The sequence below is a fragment of the Kitasatospora sp. NPDC056783 genome (genome assembly GCF_042789895.1).
In the GTDB taxonomy this organism is placed as follows: Bacteria; Actinomycetota; Actinomycetes; order Streptomycetales; family Streptomycetaceae; genus Kitasatospora.
The window spans coordinates 1-19,103 of sequence record NZ_JBHUAF010000144.1 but is presented as its reverse complement, the minus strand read 5'-3'; the positions used below and the strand labels follow the sequence as shown (position 1 = coordinate 19,103).

Sequence of the window (19,103 nt, the reverse complement as noted above, 5' to 3'; positions counted from 1 at the left end):
TGCCCGGCATGCGGATGTCCATCAGGACGACATCGGGGCGCAGATCGGCGGTGAGCCGGACGGCCTCGCCGCCGTGGGCGGCTTCGCCGACCACCTCGGTGTCGGGCTGGCTCTCCAGCAGCATCCGGAAGCCGTAGCGCTGCAGGGGCTGGTCGTCCACGATGAGGACGGTGGTCACGTCGGGCCGCCTGTCGGGTCTGGGGTGAGGGCCTGGTCGGGGGTGGGGGCCGGACCGGGGGCCGCCGCCCGGCCGGCGCCGGATGCGTGGCCGGGAGTCGGTGCGTGGCTCGGGGTGGGTGGGTGGCTCGGGGTGAGGTGCAGCACCGCCTCCACGGCCCATCCTGCACCCGGGACGGGACCCGCCGTGACGGTGCCCCCGTAGAGGGCCGCGCGTTCACGCATCCCCGCCAGCCCGTGGCCGTACCCCTCGGTGCGCCCGTGCCAGCGGGAGCCGACGGGCGGGCCGGTGTCCTGGACGCGCACCCGCAGCCGGTCGGGGCCCGCGCTCAGGGTGACGTGGGCGCGGGTCTCGGTGCCGGCGTGCTTGAGGGTGTTGGTGAGCGCCTCCTGGACGATCCGGTAGGCCATCAGCTGGACGCCGCGGTCCAGCCGGTCCAGGGCGCCGGCGGCCGTGTAGACCACCTGGGGGCCGGCGGCGCGAAACCGGGCGCACAACCCGTCCAGGTCGGAGATGCCGGGCTGGGGGTTGTACTCGGCGCCCTGGTCGCCCTGGTCGCGCAGCACGCCGAGCATCCGCCGCAGTTCGCCGAGCGCCTGCCGGCTGGTGTCGCCGATCAGCAGCAGGGCCTCCCGGCCGCGCTCGGGGGTGGCCTGCGCCGCGTAGGCGCCGCCGTCGGCCAGGGTGACGATGACGGACAGATTGTGGCCGATGATGTCGTGCATCTCCCGGGCCACCCGGGCCCGCTCGCCGGCCGCGGCCAGCCGGCTGCGCTGGTCCCGCTCGATCTCCAGCCGGGCGGCCCGCTCCCGCAGCCCGGCGAGCTGGGCGCGCCGCACGCGCACCGCGATGCCCAGGGCCACGGCCGCCGTCGCGGCGCTGAGCAGGAAGAACAGCGCGTCGCCGACCGGCAGCCGGTGGCCGGAAACGGCCACCGCGACCAGCGACACGGCCACCACCATGGCCGCGCAGGACCACGCCAGGTGCCGCAGCCTGCCGTGCAGCGCCAGGCTGTAGAGGGCGACCAGCAGGGCCGCGTCGGCGCGCAGCCCGATGTGCAGCGACCACTGGAGGACGAACACCGCCATGATCGCGGCGAAGGCGGCGGTGGGCCGCCGACGGCGCCACAGCAGCGGCAGCACCAGGCCGGTCTGCAGGGCCAGGATCTGCGGCAGCGGCGGCCGGACGAGCTCGATCCGGTGGTCGCGCGCGCCGCCCTCGACGTGGCCGTGGAGGAGGTCGGGCACGCAGAACAGCAGGACGACGATGGCCAGCAGGGCGGCGTCGAGCCCCCAGGGGTGGTCGCGGTCCGCCTGCCGCAGCCGCTGGCCGAGCCGGGCCATGCGGGCGAACAGTGGGTGGCCGGACAGCGCGTCGTCGGCCGGGGTGTCGGCCGGGGTGTCGGCGACCGGAGTGCCCACCGGCATGCCCACCGGCGCGTAGGCGTCCGCGTACGGACCCGTCGGGTTCGTGGCGGCGGCGTACTCGCTCATCGGTGGCACCTCCCTGGCCGGCCGGGCCGTCGTGGGCGTGGGCGCGGCGCCGGTGGCCCGGCGCCGCGGTGGACGGTCTCGCCGTCGAGTCTCTCAGGCGTCGGTGCGCACCAGCCGCACGGCCGCCGCGCCGAGGGCGAGGACCGTCCAGCCGAGGAAGACCACCAGACCGGCCGTCGGCGAGAGCGCGGTCGAGTCGTGCTGAAGGGCGAACATCGCCTCGCCCGCGTGGCTGGGCAGGTACGGGCTGATGTGGTCCTGCCAGGAGCTGGGCAGCAGCGACGTCAGCCCGGGGACCAGCATCAGCGTGGCCACCAGCACCGCGATGCCGCCGGCCACCGAGCGCAGCAGCGCCCCGAGTGCCACACCGATCACGCCGACCAGCGCCAGGTAGAGCCCGGCGCCCAGCAGGCCCCGCACCACCCCGGCGTCGGAGAGCGTCATCGCCGCCCGGGTACCGGAGAGGACACCGCTGTCGGCGACGAAGACGACGAACGCGCCGGCGGTGCCGAGCACCAGCGCGATCAGCCCGTACACGGCGGCCTTGGACCAGAGCACCGGCAGCCGGCGCGGCACGGCGGCCAGGGTGGAGCGGATCATGCCCGTCGAGTACTCCCCGGCGGCGACCAGCACGCCGAGGACGCCGAGGGCCAGCTGGGCGAAGTTGGTGCCGAACAGCGACAGGCTCAGCGTGCTCGCGTTCGCGAAGTCCCGGTCCATCGGGCGGCCGGACGTCATCCGCGACTTGAACTGGTACGCGGCGATCAGGCCGAAACCGACCAGGAACAGCAGGGACAGCCCCAGGGTGATCCAGGTCGAGCGCAGCGACCACAGCTTCGCCCATTCGGAGCGCAGCACCCGCGCCGCCGTCACCTTGTAGGCGGGACGTGCGGGGCGCGGCTCGACGGGCGCGGACGGCTGGCTCGGTGCGATGGTGCTCATGCCACGCTCCTCGGGGATTCCGCGGCGGTGCCGACGGTGGTGGTGCCGTGGTACTCGACGGCGTCTCGGGTCAGGTCCATGAACGCCTCCTCCAGGGAGACCGTCCGGGGGGTGAGCTCGAAGAGGGCGATGCCCTGCTCGGCGGCCGTCAGACCGATCTCGCGGGCCGTGCGCCCGGTGACCAGCAGTTCCTCCGAGCCGGCCCGGCCGGTGATCTCCACGCCGGGACCGGCCAGAGCGGTGCGCAGCCGGGCCGGATCGGCGCTGACCACCTTGACCACGTCGCCGCCGGCCTCGCGGACCAGGTCCTGCACGGTGGTGTCGGCCAGCAGCCGGCCCCGCCCGACGATGATCAGGTGGTCGGCGACCAGCGCCATCTCGCTCATCAGGTGCGAGGAGACGAAGACGGTGCGGCCCTCGGCGGCCAGCGAGGTGAGCAGGTTGCGGATCCACAGGACGCCCTCGGGGTCGAGGCCGTTGACCGGCTCGTCCAGCATCACCGTGGCCGGATCCCCCAGCAGGGCGGAGGCGATGCCGAGCCGCTGGCCCATGCCGAGCGAGAACGCCCCGGCGCGCTTGCGGGCCACCGAGGACAGCCCGGTCAGCTCGATGACCTCCTCGACCCGGCGGCGCGGGATGCCGTGGGTGTGGGCCTGGGCCATCAGGTGGTGGAAGGCCGAGCGGCCCGGGTGGACCGACTTGGCCTCCAGCAGCGCGCCGACCTCCTGGAGCGGCGCCGTGTGCTCGGCGTAGCGGCGGCCGTTCACCCGCACGGACCCGCCGGTGGGCGCGTCCAGCCCGACGATCATCCGCATCGTGGTGGACTTGCCCGCGCCGTTCGGCCCGAGGAAGCCCGTCACCGTCCCCGGCCGGACCGTGAAGTCCAGCCGGTCCACGGCGGTCTTCTCCCCGTACCGCTTCGTCAGCTGGTGCGCCTCGATCATCGCTCACCCCAGTGCTCCGGGGCCGGTCCGTCCGGCCGCCGTCGACCTCCACGCTAAGTGCGGAGACGGCTCCGATCCGTGGTACCGGGGGCCGATCATCGGCGCGCCCGTAGTACCGCGGTACCACCCCGGCACCCCACCCCGGCGGGTCGGCGTGCCTCCCGGCCGACAGGCGGCGGGGCCGGAGGCCGCCGATACTGGGGCCTGTCGTCGGCCCGCGCACGGGTGCGGCGGCGGGCCGCAGGGCCGCGATCCCCGGGAGGAAGCATGGACTACGGTCTCGGCGTACGACTCGACCGGCCGTTCGCCCAGGCGGTGGAGGCGGTCACCGCCGCGCTCAAGGAGCAGGGCTTCGGCGTGCTGACCACCATCGACGTCCGGGCGACCCTGCGCGAGAAGATCGGCGCGGAGGTCGAGGACTACCTGATCCTCGGCGCCTGCAACCCGGCCCTCGCCCACCGCGCGCTCCAGGCCGACCGCCGCATCGGGCTGCTGCTGCCCTGCAACGTGGTGGTCCGGGCGGACGGCGACGGCACGGTGGTGGAGGCCGTCGACCCGCAGACGATGGTCACCCTGGCCGGCCCCGGCGGCGGGCTGGGCGAGGTCGCGGACGAGGCGGCCCGGCGGCTGAACGCCGCCCTGAACGAGCTGCGTGGATGAGGAGTCGGCCATGACCGGACCCGTCGTCGTCGGATTCGACGGCTCACCCGAGAGCGTCACCGCCACCGAGTGGGCGGTCCGGGAGGCGCAGCGCCGCGACTGCCCGCTCGACCTCCTCCAGGCCTGGCCGTGGCCGCACCGGGACGTGGTCGGCAGCGAGGAGACGTACCGGCAGGCCCTGGACCGGCTGGAACTCCGGGCGGCGGAGTTGCGCGCCGCCGCCGGGGACGGCCCGGTCACCTCGGCGATCGTCCCGACCGACCCGGCCGAGGCGCTGGAGGCCGCCGGGAAGACGGCCTCGCTGCTCGTCCTCGGCTCCCGCGGTCTGGGCCCGGTGCGCGGCTTCCTGGTCGGTTCGGTGAGCCAGGAGGTGCTGCGGCGGGCGAGCTGCCCGGTGGTGCTGGTCCGGGCGGAGCCGGCCGAGTCGGCGGGCCCGGTGGTGGTCGGTCTGGACCTGGCGCACTCCGTGGACGACGTGCTGGCCTTCGCCTTCGACGCGGCGGCGCGGCGCCGGGCCCCGCTGCGGGTGGTGCACGTCTGGTCGCCGCCGGTCGGCAGCCAGTACATGGCGCTGGAGGCGGTGGGCGGCCTGACCGGGGCGCTGTCCTCGGTGGAACGGGCCCGCTTCGCCGAGCTGGTGGACCCGTGGCGGGAGCGCCACCCCGATGTGGCGGTGACCAGCGACCTGGTCCGCGGCAGCGCCTCCGTCGCCCTGGTGGACTCGGCGGCCGACGCCCGGCTGCTGGTGGTCGGCCGCCGCGTCCGCCGGACCCTGCTCGGCGCCCACCTCGGGCCGGTCGCGCACGCCGCGGTCCACCACGTCCACTGCCCGGTGGCGCTGGTCCCGCACGCCTGACGCCGGCCCGGTCGGGCACCGCAAGGATGTTCAAGACCCCGGCCGGGCGGTCGGGGCAGGCTCTCCCCCATCGACATCCGATCGGATCTGGTCGATCCGGAGCGGATCACCGGACCGGGCCCGACCGAGCCCCAGGGAGAACCCGCCATGGCGACCATCCACCGAGACGTCCTGATCGACGCCGCCCCCGAGGAGGTGTGGTCGGCGCTCCGCGACTGGGGCGCGGTGCACCGCCGGCTCGCTCCGGGCTTCGTGGTCGGCACCCGGGTCCGGGGCGACGTCCGCGTGGTGACCTTCGCGGACGGCACCGTGGTGGACGAGCTGATCGTCTCGCTCGACGACGACACCCGCCGGATCGCCTACGCGGTGGTCGGCGGCTCCCTGGACGCCGACCACCACCACGCCACCATGCGGGTGCTGGACGCGGACGCCGGCCGCAGCCGCTTCGTCTGGACCATCGACGTCCGGCCGCACGCCCTGGCCGGGCCGATCGCCGAGATGGTCGACCAGGGGGTCTCGGTGATCCGGCGGACCATGGAGAGCGGCCGCTCCGGCGCCGCCTGAGCCGGAAGGCCGGGCCCCGCCCCGGGTGTCCCCGGACGACTCCCGACGACTCCCGTGAGAAGGCGGACCGGGCCGGTCGCTCAGCGGGCGCTGCGGCGGCGGGCGAAGCGGGTGAGCACCGAGCCGGACAGGAGCGCGACGGCACTGACGGCGCCCACCGCGGCGACGGCCTGGCCGTGGGAGCCGGTGGCCGCGAGCTCGGCCGGGGCCGCGCCACCGCCATCGGCGCCGCCACCACCACTGCGGCCACCGCCGCCACGTCCGTCATCGGCGGCGCCCGCGGCCTCGCGGATCTGGCGGACGATGACATCGGGGTGGGACATCATCGACACGTGCGAGGAGTCGATCTCGACGGTGCGCGACTTGGCGCGCCTGGCCTCGAAGCGCTCCAGGTCGGGGGCGATCGCCTTGTCCTGCCGGGAGACGACGAACCAGGACGGGATGTCGCGCCAGGCGGCGGCGGTGGCCTTCTCGGCGAACCCCGCCAGGGTGACCGGGCGCTGCTCGGCGGACATCAGCCGGGTGCGGGACTCGGGCAGGTCGGCGGCGAAGACGGAGCGGAACTTCTCACCCTGGATGAACAGGTCGGTCCCGCTGCCGACGCGGTCCGTGAAGGGGATCTGGTTGAGCGCGGTGGCGAGGTCGCTGCCCGCGAACTTCGTCGACAGCTCGGCCGCGGACTCGCCCACGTCGGGCGCGAAGGCCGACACGTAGACCAGGGCCTTCACGTTCGGGTTCCCGGCGGCGGCCTGGCTGATGACGGCTCCGCCGTAGGAGTGGCCGGCCAGCACGATCGGGCCCTTGACGCTCTTGAGCAGACTGGCCACGTCGGCGGCGTCACTGGCCAGACCGCGCAGCTCGTTCGGCGGGGCGAGGACGTCGTACCCGTCGTCCAGGAGGCTCGCGGCGACGTCGTTCCAGCCGGAGGCGTCGGCGAAGGCTCCGTGGATCAGGACGACCGTCGGCTTCCCTCCTCCGCCCGGCCGCCCACCGGCTTCGGCGGCGAGCGCGGGTGCGGCCGTGACGGCGACCGCGCAGGTCGCGAGCGCCACCGTGACGGCGGAGGAGATCGAGCGGCGGGACAGCGATATGCCCATGGTTTCCTGCCCTTTCAGGAGAGGTGGGGGGCTGGAACCAGCCTGCGCACACGGCCGCCCGGGCGGCACATCACCCTGTGCGCGCGAGTGAATACGCACCGCCGTTCGGGTTGGGGCACGCCGTCACCGGGTTTGCCGGGTGGCGGCACCGGCCGTGGACCCGGGCGGAAACCGGCTCCCGACGAGGCGAAAGCGCCCCGCGAACAGGCGTCGGCCCGGAGGCCGGCCGGGCCCGGCCGTATCACGTCCGGCTGACGACCGTTAGCATGACGGGCATGGCGCCGATGATTGGCGCCGGTTCGCACGGATTCCACGGCGGTTTCGAGGAGTTGACGATGAGTCGCGCTTTCCCTCTGTTCCGGACGACCGGTCCTGTCCCCGAGGAGGAGCGGCGCACCATCCTCACCGCGCCGGGCTTCGGCAAGCACTTCACCGACCACATGGCCTCGGCCACCTGGACGCCCGCCGAGGGCTGGCACGACCGCAAGGTCGGCGCTCTGGTCCCGTACTCGCTGCACCCGAGCGCGGCCGTCCTGCACTACGCCCAGGAGATCTTCGAGGGGCTGAAGGCGTACCGCCACGCCGACGGCGGCGTCTGGCTGTTCCGCCCCGAGTTCAACGCCCGCCGCTTCGCCCGCTCCGCCGAGCGGCTCGCCCTGCCGGTGCTGCCCGAGGAGGACTTCCTCGCCAGCGTCGAGGAGCTGGTCCGCGCGGACGAGGTGTGGGTGCCCGACGCCGCCGACGAGAAGAGCCTCTACCTGCGGCCGTTCATGTTCGCCTCCGAGGCCTTCCTCGGCGTCCGACCCGCCGAACAGATCGCCTACTCGGTCATCGCCAGCCCGGCCGGCCCGTACTTCGCCGGCGGCGTCACCGGCATCACCCTCTGGGTCAGCGGCAAGTACACCCGCGCCGGGCGGGGCGGCACCGGCGCCGCCAAGTGCGGCGGCAACTACGCCTCCAGCCTGGCCGCGCAGCTGGAGTCCCGGAAGCACGGCTGCGACCAGGTGCTGTTCCTGGACGACACCGGCGGCGAGGGCGACCTGGAGGAGTCCGGCACGATGAACCTGTGCCTGGTCACCTCGGACGGCGAGCTGGTCACCCCGGCTCTGGGCAACATCCTCGACGGGGTGACCAGGGACTCGATCCTGGCCCTCGCGGGCGAGTTCGGGCTGACCCCGGTGGAACGCCCGGTCACCCTCTCCGAGCTGCGCGCCGGTGCCGCCGACGGCTCCGTCACCGAGGTGTTCGCCGCCGGGACGGCCGCGGTGGTCACCCCGATCGTCGGGTTCAAGGGCGAGGGCTACGAGTTCACCATCGGCAACGGCGCGCCCGGCAAGCAGACCGTCGCGATCCGCGAGCACGTGCTGGACATCCAGTACGGGCGCGCCGAGGACGTCCACGGCTGGATGCGCCGGGTCCTCTGACGTCGGGGCGGCCCACCCCGGGCCGCCCTCCCCCGCGTCGGCTCAGACCCCCTCGGACACGCCCCCCTCGGACACGACCCCCTCGGGCACGACGACCTCGCGCTTGAGGATCTTCCCGGTCGCCCCCTTGGGCAGCGCGTCGACGGTCCACACCAGCCGCGGGTACTTGTGCGGGGCCACCCGCTCCCGGACGAAGCCGCGGATCTCCTCCGGGGTGGCCGAGGCTCCGGACCGCAGCACCACGGCGGCGGCCACCTCCTGACCGTGGGTCGGGTGGGGGACGCCGACCACCGTGGCCTCGGCCACGGCCGGGTGCTCGTACAGCACGTCCTCCACCTCCCTCGGGTAGACGTTGAAGCCGCCCCGGATGATGACGTCCTTGCGGCGGTCCACGATCCGGAAGTCGCCGCGCTCGTCCCGGGTGCCGAGGTCCCCGGTGTGCAGCCAGCCGTCCCGGACGGTCTGCGCGGTGGTGTCCGGCCGGCGCCAGTAGCCCTTCATCACGTTGTGGCCCCGGATCACCACCTCGCCGACGGTGCCGTCCGGGACCTCCAGGTCGGACTCGTCGACGATCCGCATCTCCACCCCCTCGATCGGGATGCCGATCGTGCCCGCGACCCGCTCCCGGTCGCTCCGGTTGACGCAGGCCAGCGGCGAGGACTCGGACAGGCCGTAGCCCTCCAGCACCACGCAGCCGAACTCCGCCTCGAAGCCGCGCAGCACCTCCGGCGGCGTCGGCGCGCCGCCGCACAGGCCCACCCGCAGCGAGGAGACGTCGAACTCGGTGCGCCGCGGGTGGTTCAGCAGCAGGGTGTACATGGTCGGGACGCCGAGGAAGACGCTCACCCGGTCGCGCTGGACCATCGAGAGCGCGGTCACCGGGTCGAAGCGCGGCACCAGGGTCAGGCAGGCCCCGACGGCCACCGCGCAGTCGAGGCCGATCACCTGGCCGAAGGAGTGGAACAACGGCAGCCCGCCGAACACCACGTCCCCCTCGGCCACGCCCAGCACCCGCAGGCCGGCCCGGACGTTGCGGACCAGATTGCGGTGGGTCAGCTCGGCGCCCTTGGGCGTCCCGGTGGTGCCGGAGGTGTAGAGGATGACCGCGGTGTCCGCTCCCCCGCGTGCCGCGGCCGCCTGGTCGGCGGGGGAGGCCGGCGGATCGGCCCGCTGGTCGGCGAGGGAGGTCGGCTGTTCGGCCAGCGTCGCGGCGAGGGCGGCCGGCTCGACGGCGATCAGCTTGGTCCCGGTGCGCCGCGCGCCCTCGGCAGCCTGCTCGACGCCCGCTCGCCAGGCGAGCAGCAGAGCGGCCTCGGCGTCGGCCAGGCAGTGCTCGACCTCCCGGGCCTTCAGCAGCGGGTTCATCGGGACGACCACGGCCCCGGCGCGCAGGATGCCGAAGTACAGGACCGCGAAGTCCGGCACGTTGGGCAGCAGGACGGCCACCCGGTCGCCGGGCGCGACACCGAGCGTGGCCAGCCAGTGCGCGGCCCGGGTGCTGAGCGCGTCCAGCTCGGCGAAGGTCAGCACCTGCTCGTCAAGCCGCAGGGCGGGCCGCTCCGGGCAGCGCGCGGCCGTCGCGGTCAGCAGGTCGGGGACGCTGTGCGGCAGGCCGGGCTCCTCGTCGGACGGGTCGGCAGGGGGGGGCATGCGGGCACTCCTCGGGTGGCGGGTCCTTCGCCGGGGGGGCGCCCCCCGGGGGGGGCGGGTTCTCATCGTCGTACGGTCGGACGGCCGCCGCCGTGCGGGGCGACACTCCCCTCGGCACCGTCCTCGGCTCCCGCGACGAAAGGGCCGCCCTCCGGCGGCCGGCGGAGGTCCGCGCCGGCTCCGCTGAGCGTCCTCGGAGCGTAGGGGCCGCGTTTGGGGCCGAACAAGGTCCCTGACCAAGCGTGGCGCGCGGATTCGGCCAACCGGGACCACCGGAGGGTCGGGTTCCGGCTCCGGAGACACCGGAACGACATGCGCGATTCCCCTGCCCGCCACGGATACCGGCGGCTGACCACGGTGAACGAAGCCGACCGGATGCGGGCCCGGACCGCCCCGTTCGTACCGTCCGGCCTCTCCCCTCCCCCTCCTCCAGCCGGCCCCGGCGGCCGGACGCGCCCGGCCGAAAAATACCGGGCGGGGTATATTGGGACAGTGGCCCCACCCCTGGGGGCCTCGAGAACGGAGAACGACATGTGCCGACGAGTCGCCTGCCGCACCTGCGGGAAGCCGACCTTTGCCGGGTGCGGGATGCACGTGGAGCAGGTCCTGGCCGGGGTGCGCAAGTCCGACCGGTGCGACTGCGCCGAACAGGGCCGCACCGGCAAGGGCTGGCTCGGCCGGCTCTTCGGCCGCCGCTGACCCCCGCCCCCGGGCCTTCCGCCACTCCGGCCGCACACCGCCAACCGGCCAGGGTGGCGTAAAAGATGATCTCAAGTCGGCCGCACGCACGATGTTTCGGACAGGAACTGTTCTCGGCATTGATCCACCACCCGGCCACCCCTAGGTTGCAGCGCAATGTCACACTGAGCTGCCGCACGGCGGGCCCGGGGAGAAGACCATGCCGGACACCGCGTTGGAAGAACCGCACCAGGCCAGGGCCAAGCTGCCCCGGGTGTTCTACCGGCTGGCCGCCGGCGACGCCCTCTCCACCTACGGGAGCCAGCTCGACCTGGTCGCACTGAGCCTGTTCGCCTACGAGGCCGCCGGGAACGCGCTCGGCACCGCCGGTTACCTGGTCCTGCGACTGGGCGGCGGCCTCGTCGGCGGGCTGGCCGCCGGGCGCCTGGTGGCCCGGCTGGAACGACGGCGACTGATGACCGGCTGCGCGCTCGCCCAGGCGATCGCGCTGGTCGTCGTGGCCCTCGCCCCGGCCTCGGCCCGCATCCCGGTGCTCTACCCGCTCGCCGTCGTCCTCGGCGGCGCGGCCGCGGTGTGCGCCGTCGCCCTGCGCACCAGCATCCCCGAGATGGTCGGCAGCGACCGCCGGGCCCACGCCAACAGCCTGATGGCGAGCTGCCGTTCGGCCGCGATGGTGCTCGGATTCGCGTCCGCCGGCGTGGTGGTCGCCTGGGCCGGCTTCCGGGCCGCGCTGCTCATCGACGCAGCCAGTTTCGTCCTGTTCTCGGCCCTGGTGCTCCGGCTGCCGCTGCCCACCCGGGCCACGCCGACGGAAGAAGCCACGACCGGGCCGGACGAGGCCCCCGCCGAGGCGGACGGGCCGGCGCCGGAAGCGAAGCGGCGCCGGAACCGGTGGCAGGCCCTGGTCGTCCTACGGGCCGCTCCCGTGGTGGGTGCCATGGCCGGGATCAGGCTGCTGGACGCCTTCGGCTCCGCCGCCCACAACATCAGCCTGCCCGTCTTCGCCAACCAGTCCTCCCCCGACAACCCGGCAGCACTGCTCGGCACCTTCTGGGCCACCTGGGCGATCGGCAACCTCGCCGCCCAGCAGTTGGTCTCCCGGTTCATGCTGCGGCGGGGGATCGAGCCCGGCGAACGCGGCTTCGCGCTGGGCACCTGTCTGATGTCCGCTTGCTTCATCCTGGTCTTCACCGGGCTGCCGACCCCGCTCTTCCTGCTGGTCGCGATCGGCGCCGGGCTCGGCGACGGCTTCACCGAGATCTCCTACACCACTCGGATCCAGGCCCTCGCCGACGAGCGGCGCGGTGAGGCGTTCGGCATCCTCGCCTCCGCCGAGAACGTCGGCATGGGCACCGGGATGCTGCTGAGCGGCTCACTGCTGGCCCTGCTCAGCCCGCTGACCGTGGTCGGCGTCTCGCACTCCGTCCCGATCGTGCTGGCCCTCGGCTTCCTGGTGCTGGTCTCCCGCGCCCGCCGTCGCTGAGCGCCCGCCTCCGTACCGCACCGCGCTTCTCCGTCGCACCGCGCTTCTCCGCACCTCGCTTCTCCTCGCTTCTCCTCACCGCACCGCACCGCCCCTCACCGCACCACCGGCGCCCCCGCGCCGTACGCGCCACCGACACCTCCGCTCCCCTCCCTCACCGGGGCGGCCCACACCCGCGCCCCGGCACCGATCCGAAAGGTGCCGAACCTGATGAGCCCCACCGGTCCCGACCACGGCCGGCTGCGCGCCCTGGAAGCCCGGCTGCTGCTGCGCCCGGAGATCGCCGACTGCGCGCTGCTGCCCGCCGAGCACGAGAACGGTCGCCCCGGCCTGCTGGCCTACGTGGTGCCCGCCGTCGACGGTGATCCCGAGGCCCTGCGCCGTCTGACCGCCGCCACGCTGCTGGACACCGATCCGAGCGCCGAACTACACCTCCTGGACGGCATCGTCCGCACCCCCGACGGGGAGCCCGACGCCGTCGCGCTGGCCTCGGCGCTCGGCCGGACGCCTGCCGCGCCCGGCCCCGCCCTGCGCCATCTGCGCGAACTCACCGACCACTGGCGCCCGTTCGGCGAGGGCTCCGCGGCGACGGGCGCCACCTCGGCGGAGCCGGCCGCCGCGCCCGAGGCCCCGGGGGCGGAGGCCGTCGGCGCCCCTCTGCCCGACCCGGCACCGGGCGCGCCCCGGACCCTGCCCGAGGCGCTGCTGCGCGCCGCCGAGCTGCACCCGGAGCGCGGGCTGCACCTCGTCCGGGCGGGCGGCGAGACGACCAGGCTGACGTACCCTCGGCTGCTCTCCCGGGCGCGCGGAATCCTGTCCGCGCTGGCCTCCTCCGGGGTCCGCGCCGGGGACCGGGTGATCCTCCAACTCCCGGACCCGGAGGTCTACTTCCCCGCACTGTGGGCCTGCCTGCTGGGCGGAATGCGGCCCGTCACGGTGGCCCGACCGCCGGACTACCACGAGCGCAACCCCGTCCTGGAGAAGCTCTGGCACGCCTGGCAGACGCTGGAGGAGCCGCCGGTGCTCGCCTGCGGCCCGGCGGTGGCGGGCCTGGAGCGGCTCGGGGAGCTGTACCCGGCGCCCGGCCTGCGGGTGATCGCGGTCGACCGGCCCACCGACGGCGACGGTCCCGAGCCCGTCCCCGCCCCCGAGCCCGCCGCTGAGCGCACCCCCACCGCTGAGCACACCCCCGCGCCCGAGGACATCGCGGTCCTCCAGCTGTCCTCCGGCAGCACCGGCCGCTCCAAGGCGGTGCAGATCACCCACCGGGGCATCCTGGAGTACGTGGCCGGAGCCGTCTCGCACGGCTGCGACCCGGCCGACACGACCGTCAACTGGCTGCCCCTGGACCACGTCGCCGGGCTGCTGATGTTCCATCTGCGCGATGTGGTGCTGGCCGCCGACCAGGTGCAGATCCCCACCGAACTCGTGCTCGCCGACCCGCTGGTCTGGCTGGACGCGCTGGAGCGCCACCGGGCGGCCCACTCCTGGTCCCCCAACTTCGGCTACCGGCTGGTCGCCGAGGCGGTCCGGGCCGCCGGGCCCGGCCGCCACTGGGACCTGTCCGCGGTCAAGTCCCTGATCAACGCCGGGGAGCAGTGCACCGAGGCGGTGCTGGACGAGTTCCTCGCCGCCACCGCCCCGTTCGGCCTCCGCCCCGAGCACCTGCTGCTGGGCTGGGGCATGGCCGAGACCTGCACGGCGATCGCCTACAAGCGCTACCACGAGGCCGGCGCCCGTCGGCTGGTGCGCACCGACTCGCTGAGCGGCCGGCTGGAGCCCCTCGGCCCGGACTCGGCGGAGCGCGGCACCGCCTTCCTCAGCATGGGACGGCCCGCGCCCGGCACCCGGATGCGGGTGGCCGACGACGCCGGGCGCGCCCTGCCCGAGCACTGGGTCGGCCGCCTCCAGGTCCACTCCGGCCGGGTGACGCCGGGCTACCTGAACAACCCGGGCGCCAACCGGGAGGCCTTCGTCGGCGACGGCTGGTTCGACACCGGCGACCTGGCCTTCCTGGCCGACGGCGAGGTGGTGCTCACCGGCCGTCGCAAGGAGATCATCATCGTCAACGGCGTGCACTACTTCTGCCACGAGCTGGAGGACGTGGTGGCCGCCGCGGCGGGGGTGCGCTCCGGACACGTCGCGGCCTTCGGGGTGCCGGACGGACGCACCGGCACCGAGCAACTGGTGATCGCCTACGTCCCGGAGGACCCGGACGCCCCCGCGGCGCCGGTCGCCGCCGAGGTGCGGCAGCTGCTGGCGGCCGGCCGACAGCCCGCGCCCGCCCTGGTGCTCCCGGTGCCGGTGGCCGACTTCCCCCGCACCACCAGCGGCAAGATCCAGCGCACGGCACTGCGCGGCCGCCTGCTGGACGGCGAACTCGACGATCACATCGTGGCGTTGGACCTGGCCGAGGCCAACTCCCGGACGCTGCCCGACTGCGTGCGGCAGCCGCACTGGGAGCCTCGCCCGACGCCTCGGACCCCGGGCGGCCCGGCGAGCGAGGAAACGATCCTGTTGCTCGGCCCGTCCGGCCCCGACACCCTCACCGAGGCCCTGGCCGCCGCCCTCCCGAACGCCCTGGTGGTCGACCGGCCGCCGACCACCGACCCCGAGGACTGGCTGCGGGCCCTCGACGGCCTGGCGGCCGACCGGCTGGTCTACCTGTGGAGTGCCACCGCCGACGCCTCCGCGCCGCGCCCGGACGAGGCGCTGCTCGCCCTGCTGCGGGCCCTCCCGGCGTGGTCGCCGGTCCGCGAACTGGTCTCGGTCAGCGCCGGACTGCACGCCGTGCTCCCCGGTGAACTCCCCACCCCCAGATCGGCGTTGACCGCCGCGCTGACCTCCGGGGCACGGGCCGAGCAACTCGTCCCGGCCGCCCGGCACCTCGACCTGCCGGCCGACGCACCCGCCGCCGACCAGGCCGCCGCGCTGCTCGCCCTGCTGGCCGATCCCCGCCCGGAGCCCGAGTGCGCCTGGCGCGCGGGCCGCCCGTGGGTACCCCGGCTGGCACCGGCCGAGGCCTCCCCCGGGCCGTCCGGACCGGGCTGCTCGCTGCTCACCCCCGGCGCCCGCTACCTCGTCACCGGCGGCCTCGGCGGAATCGCCGCCGAACTGCTGCCCGGACTGCTGCGCGAGCACGGCTCCCGGCTGCTGATCGTCGGCCGCGGCGACCTGGACGCGCCGACCGCCGAGGCCGCCGAGCGCCGGGCCGCGCTGCACCGGCTGACCGTCCAGGGCGGCCAGGTCACCTACCGGCAAGCCGACGTGACGGACCGTCGGCAACTGGAGGCGGTGCTCGCCGAGGCCGAGCGGGAGTGGCAGGCACCGCTGGACGGCGTGCTCCACCTGGCCGGCGGCTACCGGCTCGCGCTGCTCGCCGACACCGACACCGAGGGCTGGCGCGAAGCCGTCCGGGCGAAGACCGAGGGCACCGACCACCTCGTCGAGCTGGTCCGGCGGCGGCCCGGCGCCCAGTTCGTCGCCTTCTCCTCGATGATCGGCCTCCAGGAGGCGGTCGGCTCCACCGGGTACGCCGCCGCCAACCGCTACCTGGAGGGCGCCGTCGAGCGGCTGCGCCGGGAGACCGGCACCCGGGCCTGGACGATCTCCTGGGGCCTGTGGAGCGGGGTCGGCATGAACCGCGACGCGGAGAACGAGCAGGCCGCCGCCGGACGCGGCATCGCCGTGCTGAGCGCCGCGCACGGCCGTCGGCTCGCCGCGCTGCTGCTGGCCGGCGCCCCGGGCCACCGCTACGCCGGTCCGGACCCGAGCTCGCCCGCCGCGAGGCGCCGCCTGCTCGCCGTCACGCCGCGTCCGGTGTCCGCCGCCCCGCCCAGGACAGCCGCCGCACCCACGACCGCCGCCGCGCCGGCCACCCGGGCCACCGGACGGCCCGCCACCGACCGCCCCGCGCCGTCCGCACTGCGCCGGCTCGTCCTGGACGCCTTCGAATCGGTCCTCGACACCCCGCTGGACCCGGCCCGCCCGCTCGCCGAACTCGGCATCGGATCCCTCCAGTTGATGCGAGTGCACGGCGCGCTCAGCACCGCCCTCCCGACGCCCCCCTCACCCACCGAACTGTTCCGCCACGCCACCGTGGACGCCCTGATCTCCCAGCTGGCCGCCGAACCGGAGGCACCCGCCGCGCCGCTCGCCTCCCCCGCCCCCGGACCGGGCGAGGACCGCCGGGTGGCGATCGTCGGCCTCGCGCTGCGGCTGCCCGGCGCCGACAGCCCCGAGCAGTACTGGCACAACATCGTCGAGGGCGTCCGGAGCACCACCCGGTTCACCGAGGCCGAGCTCGCGGCGGCGGGGCTGCGGGAGGAGGAGTTCCGCCACCCCGACTACGTGCCGGTCACCGGGGCCCTGCCGGGCATCGACCGGTTCGACGCCGAGGCCTTCGGCATCAGTGGCACCGAAGCCGCGCTGATGGACCCCCAGCAGCGCCTGCTCCTGGAGATCTGCCGCCAGGCCCTGGAGGACGGCGGCTACGACGCGCCCGACCCCGAGCGCCGGGTCGGGGTCTTCGCCGGCACCGGGATGACCCTGTACGCGCTGCGCACCTACTACCAGCACACCCTGGCCGCCACCGCCGACCCGACCGAGCCGGTGGCCGCGCTCCAGATCGCGATCGGCAACCAGGCGGACTTCGCCGCCACCCGGGTCGCCTACCGGCTGGGCCTCACCGGACCGGCCGTCGGCGTGCAGACCGCCTGCTCCACCTCCCTGGTCGCGGTGCACCTGGCGGTGCAGTCGCTGCTGTCCGGCGACTGCGACCTCGCCCTGGCCGGCGCCGCCGCCCTGCACGTCCCGCAGGCCGCCGGATACCGCTACGAGGAGGGCTCGATCCTCTCCCCCGACGGCACCTGCCGGGCCTTCGACGCCGACGCCGGCGGCACCGTCGGCGGCAACGGCGTCGCGGCCGTGCTGCTCAAGCGACTGGACCGGGCGCTGGCGGACGGCGACACCGTGCACGGGGTGATCCTCGGCTCGGCCGTCAACAACGACGGCGGGCGGAAGGTCGGCTACACCGCGCCCAGCGTGGACGGCCAGGCGGCGGTGGTCGGCCGGGCCCTGGACCTCGCGGGAGTGCCGGCCGAGAGCATCGGCTACATCGAGGCGCACGGCACCGGCACCCCGCTCGGCGACCCGATCGAGTTCCGGGCGCTGGACCAGGCCTTCCGTGCCCGGACCGCCGCCGCCGAGTTCTGCTCGCTCGGCTCGGTGAAGCCCAACATCGGCCACCTGGACACCTGCGCCGGAATGGCGGGCCTGATCAAGGCACTGCTGGTGCTGCGGCACGGCACCATCCCGCCGCTGGTGAACTTCACCCGCCCCAACCCGGCCCTGGGACTGACCGGCAGTCCGTTCCGGCTCGCCGCCGAACGCCGGGACTGGCCGAAGGGCCCCGCCCCGCGCCGGGCCGGGGTCAGCGCGCTCGGCGTCGGCGGCACCAACGCCCACCTGGTGCTGGAGCAGGCCCCGCCGCTCCCCGCACCGGCCGCCGAGCCCCGGCCGGCCCCGACCGTGCTGCCGCTCTCCGCCCGCACCGCTCAGGGCCTGACCGAGCTGGCCGGACTGCTCCGCGACCGGCTCGTCGCAGCACCGGCCCCCGCCCCCGGCGACCTGCCGCTCACCCTCGGCGGCGGCCGGCGCCCGCTGCGCCACCGGCTGGCCGTCACCGGCTCCGACCCGGCCGCCCTGGCCGAGGCGCTGGACGCCTTCCTGGCGGGGCGGCCCACCGCGGCCGCGGCCCACCACGAGGCCGGGCGCGGCGAGGCGCGGCCGGTGCTGCTCTTCACCGGCCAGGGCTCCCAGTACCGGGGCATGGCCGCCCAGCTGTACCAGGCCTTCCCGGGGTTCCGTGCCGTCCTCGACACCTGCGACCGGCTGCACCGCGAGAACTGGGACGAGCCGCTGCTGCCGCTGCTGCTCGACGCCGGGCCCCCGGGCGCCGAGGACACCTGGACCACCGAGGCGGCGCAGCCCGCCCTGTTCGCCCTCCAGGCCGCCTACCTGCGGCTCTGGCGGGATCTCGGGGTCCGGCCTGCCGCCGTCGCCGGGCACAGCGCCGGGGAGTACGCGGCCTTCCACGCGGCCGGCGCGCTCGACCTGGCCGACGGGATGTTCCTCACCGCGCTGCGCGGCCGGCTGATGCACCGGTTCACCGGGCCGGGTGCCATGACGGTCGTCCCGGCCGGCCTCGACCGGGTGGCCGGGTTCCGCGACCGGCTGCCGGGGGTGGAGGTGGCCGTGGTCAACGGCCGGGGCCAGTGCGTGCTGGCCGGCCCGCCCGCCGAGATCGCCGCCGCCGAGGCCGTCCTGGCCGCCGAGGGGATGTCCGCCGAACGCACCACCGCCGACCGGGCGTTCCACTCCCGCCTGCTCGACCCGATGCTGGAACCCTTCCGCGACCAGCTGGCCCGGCTGCGGCCGCGGCCGCTGACCGTACCGCTGGTCAGCAATCTCGGCGGCGAGGTGCTGGCGCCGGGGACCGTCCCGACGCCCGGGTACTTCGTCCGCCAGACCCGGGAGACCGCCCGGTTCGACCTCGTCCTCGCGGCCCTGGACGGGCAGGGCCACGAGCTCTTCCTGGAGGTCGGCCCGCACCCGGTGCTGACCGGCCTGGGCCGCCGGGAGCTGCCGCGGCGCCACTTCGTGCCCGGCGGGCGGCGCGGTGCCTCACCCGAGCAGCGGTTCGGCGCCGCCGCGGCCGAGCTCTGGGCGCGCGGCGTCCCGCTCGACTGGGCCCGCTTCGCCGCAGCCCGGGACTGGCCGGACGGACCGGCCCGTCGCGTTCCCCTGCCCACCACCGTCTTCCAGCGCCGCCGTCACTGGTTCACCGCCCCTGCCCGGCCGACCACCGAGGACCCCGCCATGCGTCAGGACCCACTCCAGCAGCACGCCCCGGCTTCCGAGCCGGCCCCGGGGCCCGGCCCCGAGGAACTGGCCGAGCAGGCCGTCCTGCGGCAGGTCGTCGAACGGACGGCCCGCCAGCTCGGCTACGACGAGGCCTCGGTCGGCGTGGACGAGCCGTTCTTCGACCTCGGCGCCGACTCGCTCTCGATGATCAACATGATCCGGGACCTGGAGCGCGCGTTCCGGGTGCGG

At 75.3% G+C, this 19,103-nt stretch carries 13 protein-coding genes; 7 read left to right on the top strand and 6 right to left on the bottom strand.

Going from position 1 to position 19,103, the window contains the following annotated elements:
- The 4 genes from ACFRMQ_RS21120 to ACFRMQ_RS21105 all read right to left on the bottom strand — a co-directional run.
- The coding region (locus ACFRMQ_RS21120; protein WP_380732045.1) for a response regulator transcription factor at positions 1 to 178 on the bottom strand (178 nt) is incomplete at its 3' end.
- Entirely contained in the window at positions 175 to 1,605 is a 1,431-nt protein-coding gene (locus ACFRMQ_RS21115) for a sensor histidine kinase (protein ID WP_380732044.1), read from the bottom strand. The genes ACFRMQ_RS21115 and ACFRMQ_RS21120, both read right to left, overlap by 4 nt.
- 159 nt (positions 1,606 to 1,764) lie before the next feature.
- Entirely contained in the window at positions 1,765 to 2,613 is an 849-nt protein-coding gene (locus tag ACFRMQ_RS21110; protein WP_380732043.1) for an ABC transporter permease, read from the bottom strand.
- A complete protein-coding gene (locus tag ACFRMQ_RS21105; protein WP_380732042.1) occupies positions 2,610 to 3,557 on the bottom strand; it encodes an ABC transporter ATP-binding protein in 948 nt (315 codons plus the stop codon). The genes ACFRMQ_RS21110 and ACFRMQ_RS21105 overlap by 4 nt, the downstream gene beginning before the upstream one ends.
- Before the next feature lie 267 nt (positions 3,558 to 3,824).
- On the opposite strand from ACFRMQ_RS21105, the gene ACFRMQ_RS21100 reads away from it, so the two are divergent.
- The 3 genes from ACFRMQ_RS21100 to ACFRMQ_RS21090 all read left to right on the top strand — a co-directional run bounded on the left by ACFRMQ_RS21100 (position 3,825) and on the right by ACFRMQ_RS21090 (position 5,637).
- Positions 3,825 to 4,217, top strand: a complete 393-nt coding sequence (locus ACFRMQ_RS21100; protein ID WP_380732041.1) for a DUF302 domain-containing protein — start codon at positions 3,825 to 3,827, stop codon at positions 4,215 to 4,217.
- Between the two features lie 10 nt (positions 4,218 to 4,227).
- Positions 4,228 to 5,073 (top strand): universal stress protein, encoded by an 846-nt coding sequence (locus ACFRMQ_RS21095; protein WP_380732040.1) that lies wholly within the window; start codon positions 4,228 to 4,230, stop codon positions 5,071 to 5,073.
- A gap of 147 nt (positions 5,074 to 5,220) precedes the next feature.
- Positions 5,221 to 5,637: an SRPBCC family protein gene (locus ACFRMQ_RS21090; RefSeq protein WP_380732039.1), complete on the top strand. Its 417-nt coding sequence runs from the start codon at positions 5,221 to 5,223 to the stop codon at positions 5,635 to 5,637.
- An 80-nt stretch (positions 5,638 to 5,717) separates the two neighbouring features.
- Here the strand turns inward: ACFRMQ_RS21090 and ACFRMQ_RS21085 are convergent, their stop codons facing one another.
- Positions 5,718 to 6,734, bottom strand: coding sequence for an alpha/beta fold hydrolase (locus ACFRMQ_RS21085; RefSeq protein ID WP_380732038.1), 1,017 nt, complete (start codon positions 6,732 to 6,734; stop codon positions 5,718 to 5,720).
- A 335-nt stretch (positions 6,735 to 7,069) separates the two neighbouring features.
- Here ACFRMQ_RS21085 and ACFRMQ_RS21080 point away from each other — a divergent pair, with 335 nt between their 5' ends.
- Complete coding sequence (locus ACFRMQ_RS21080) at positions 7,070 to 8,158, top strand: branched-chain amino acid aminotransferase (RefSeq protein ID WP_380732037.1); 1,089 nt, start codon at positions 7,070 to 7,072, stop codon at positions 8,156 to 8,158.
- Positions 8,159 to 8,200: 42 nt separating this feature from the next.
- On the opposite strand, the gene ACFRMQ_RS21075 is transcribed toward ACFRMQ_RS21080, so the two are convergent.
- Positions 8,201 to 9,808 carry a long-chain fatty acid--CoA ligase gene (locus ACFRMQ_RS21075; protein WP_380732036.1) on the bottom strand — a complete coding sequence of 536 codons (1,608 nt, stop codon included), beginning with the start codon at positions 9,806 to 9,808 and terminating at the stop codon, positions 8,201 to 8,203.
- A 531-nt stretch (positions 9,809 to 10,339) separates the two neighbouring features.
- On the opposite strand from ACFRMQ_RS21075, the gene ACFRMQ_RS21070 reads away from it, so the two are divergent.
- The 3 genes from ACFRMQ_RS21070 to ACFRMQ_RS21060 all read left to right on the top strand — a co-directional run.
- Positions 10,340 to 10,507, top strand: a complete 168-nt coding sequence (locus tag ACFRMQ_RS21070) for a hypothetical protein (RefSeq protein WP_380732035.1) — start codon at positions 10,340 to 10,342, stop codon at positions 10,505 to 10,507.
- A 199-nt stretch (positions 10,508 to 10,706) separates the two neighbouring features.
- Positions 10,707 to 11,990 carry an MFS transporter gene (locus ACFRMQ_RS21065; protein ID WP_380732034.1) on the top strand — a complete coding sequence of 428 codons (1,284 nt, stop codon included), beginning with the start codon at positions 10,707 to 10,709 and terminating at the stop codon, positions 11,988 to 11,990.
- Positions 11,991 to 12,200: 210 nt separating this feature from the next.
- The coding region (locus ACFRMQ_RS21060; protein ID WP_380732033.1) for an SDR family NAD(P)-dependent oxidoreductase at positions 12,201 to 19,103 on the top strand (6,903 nt) is incomplete at its 3' end.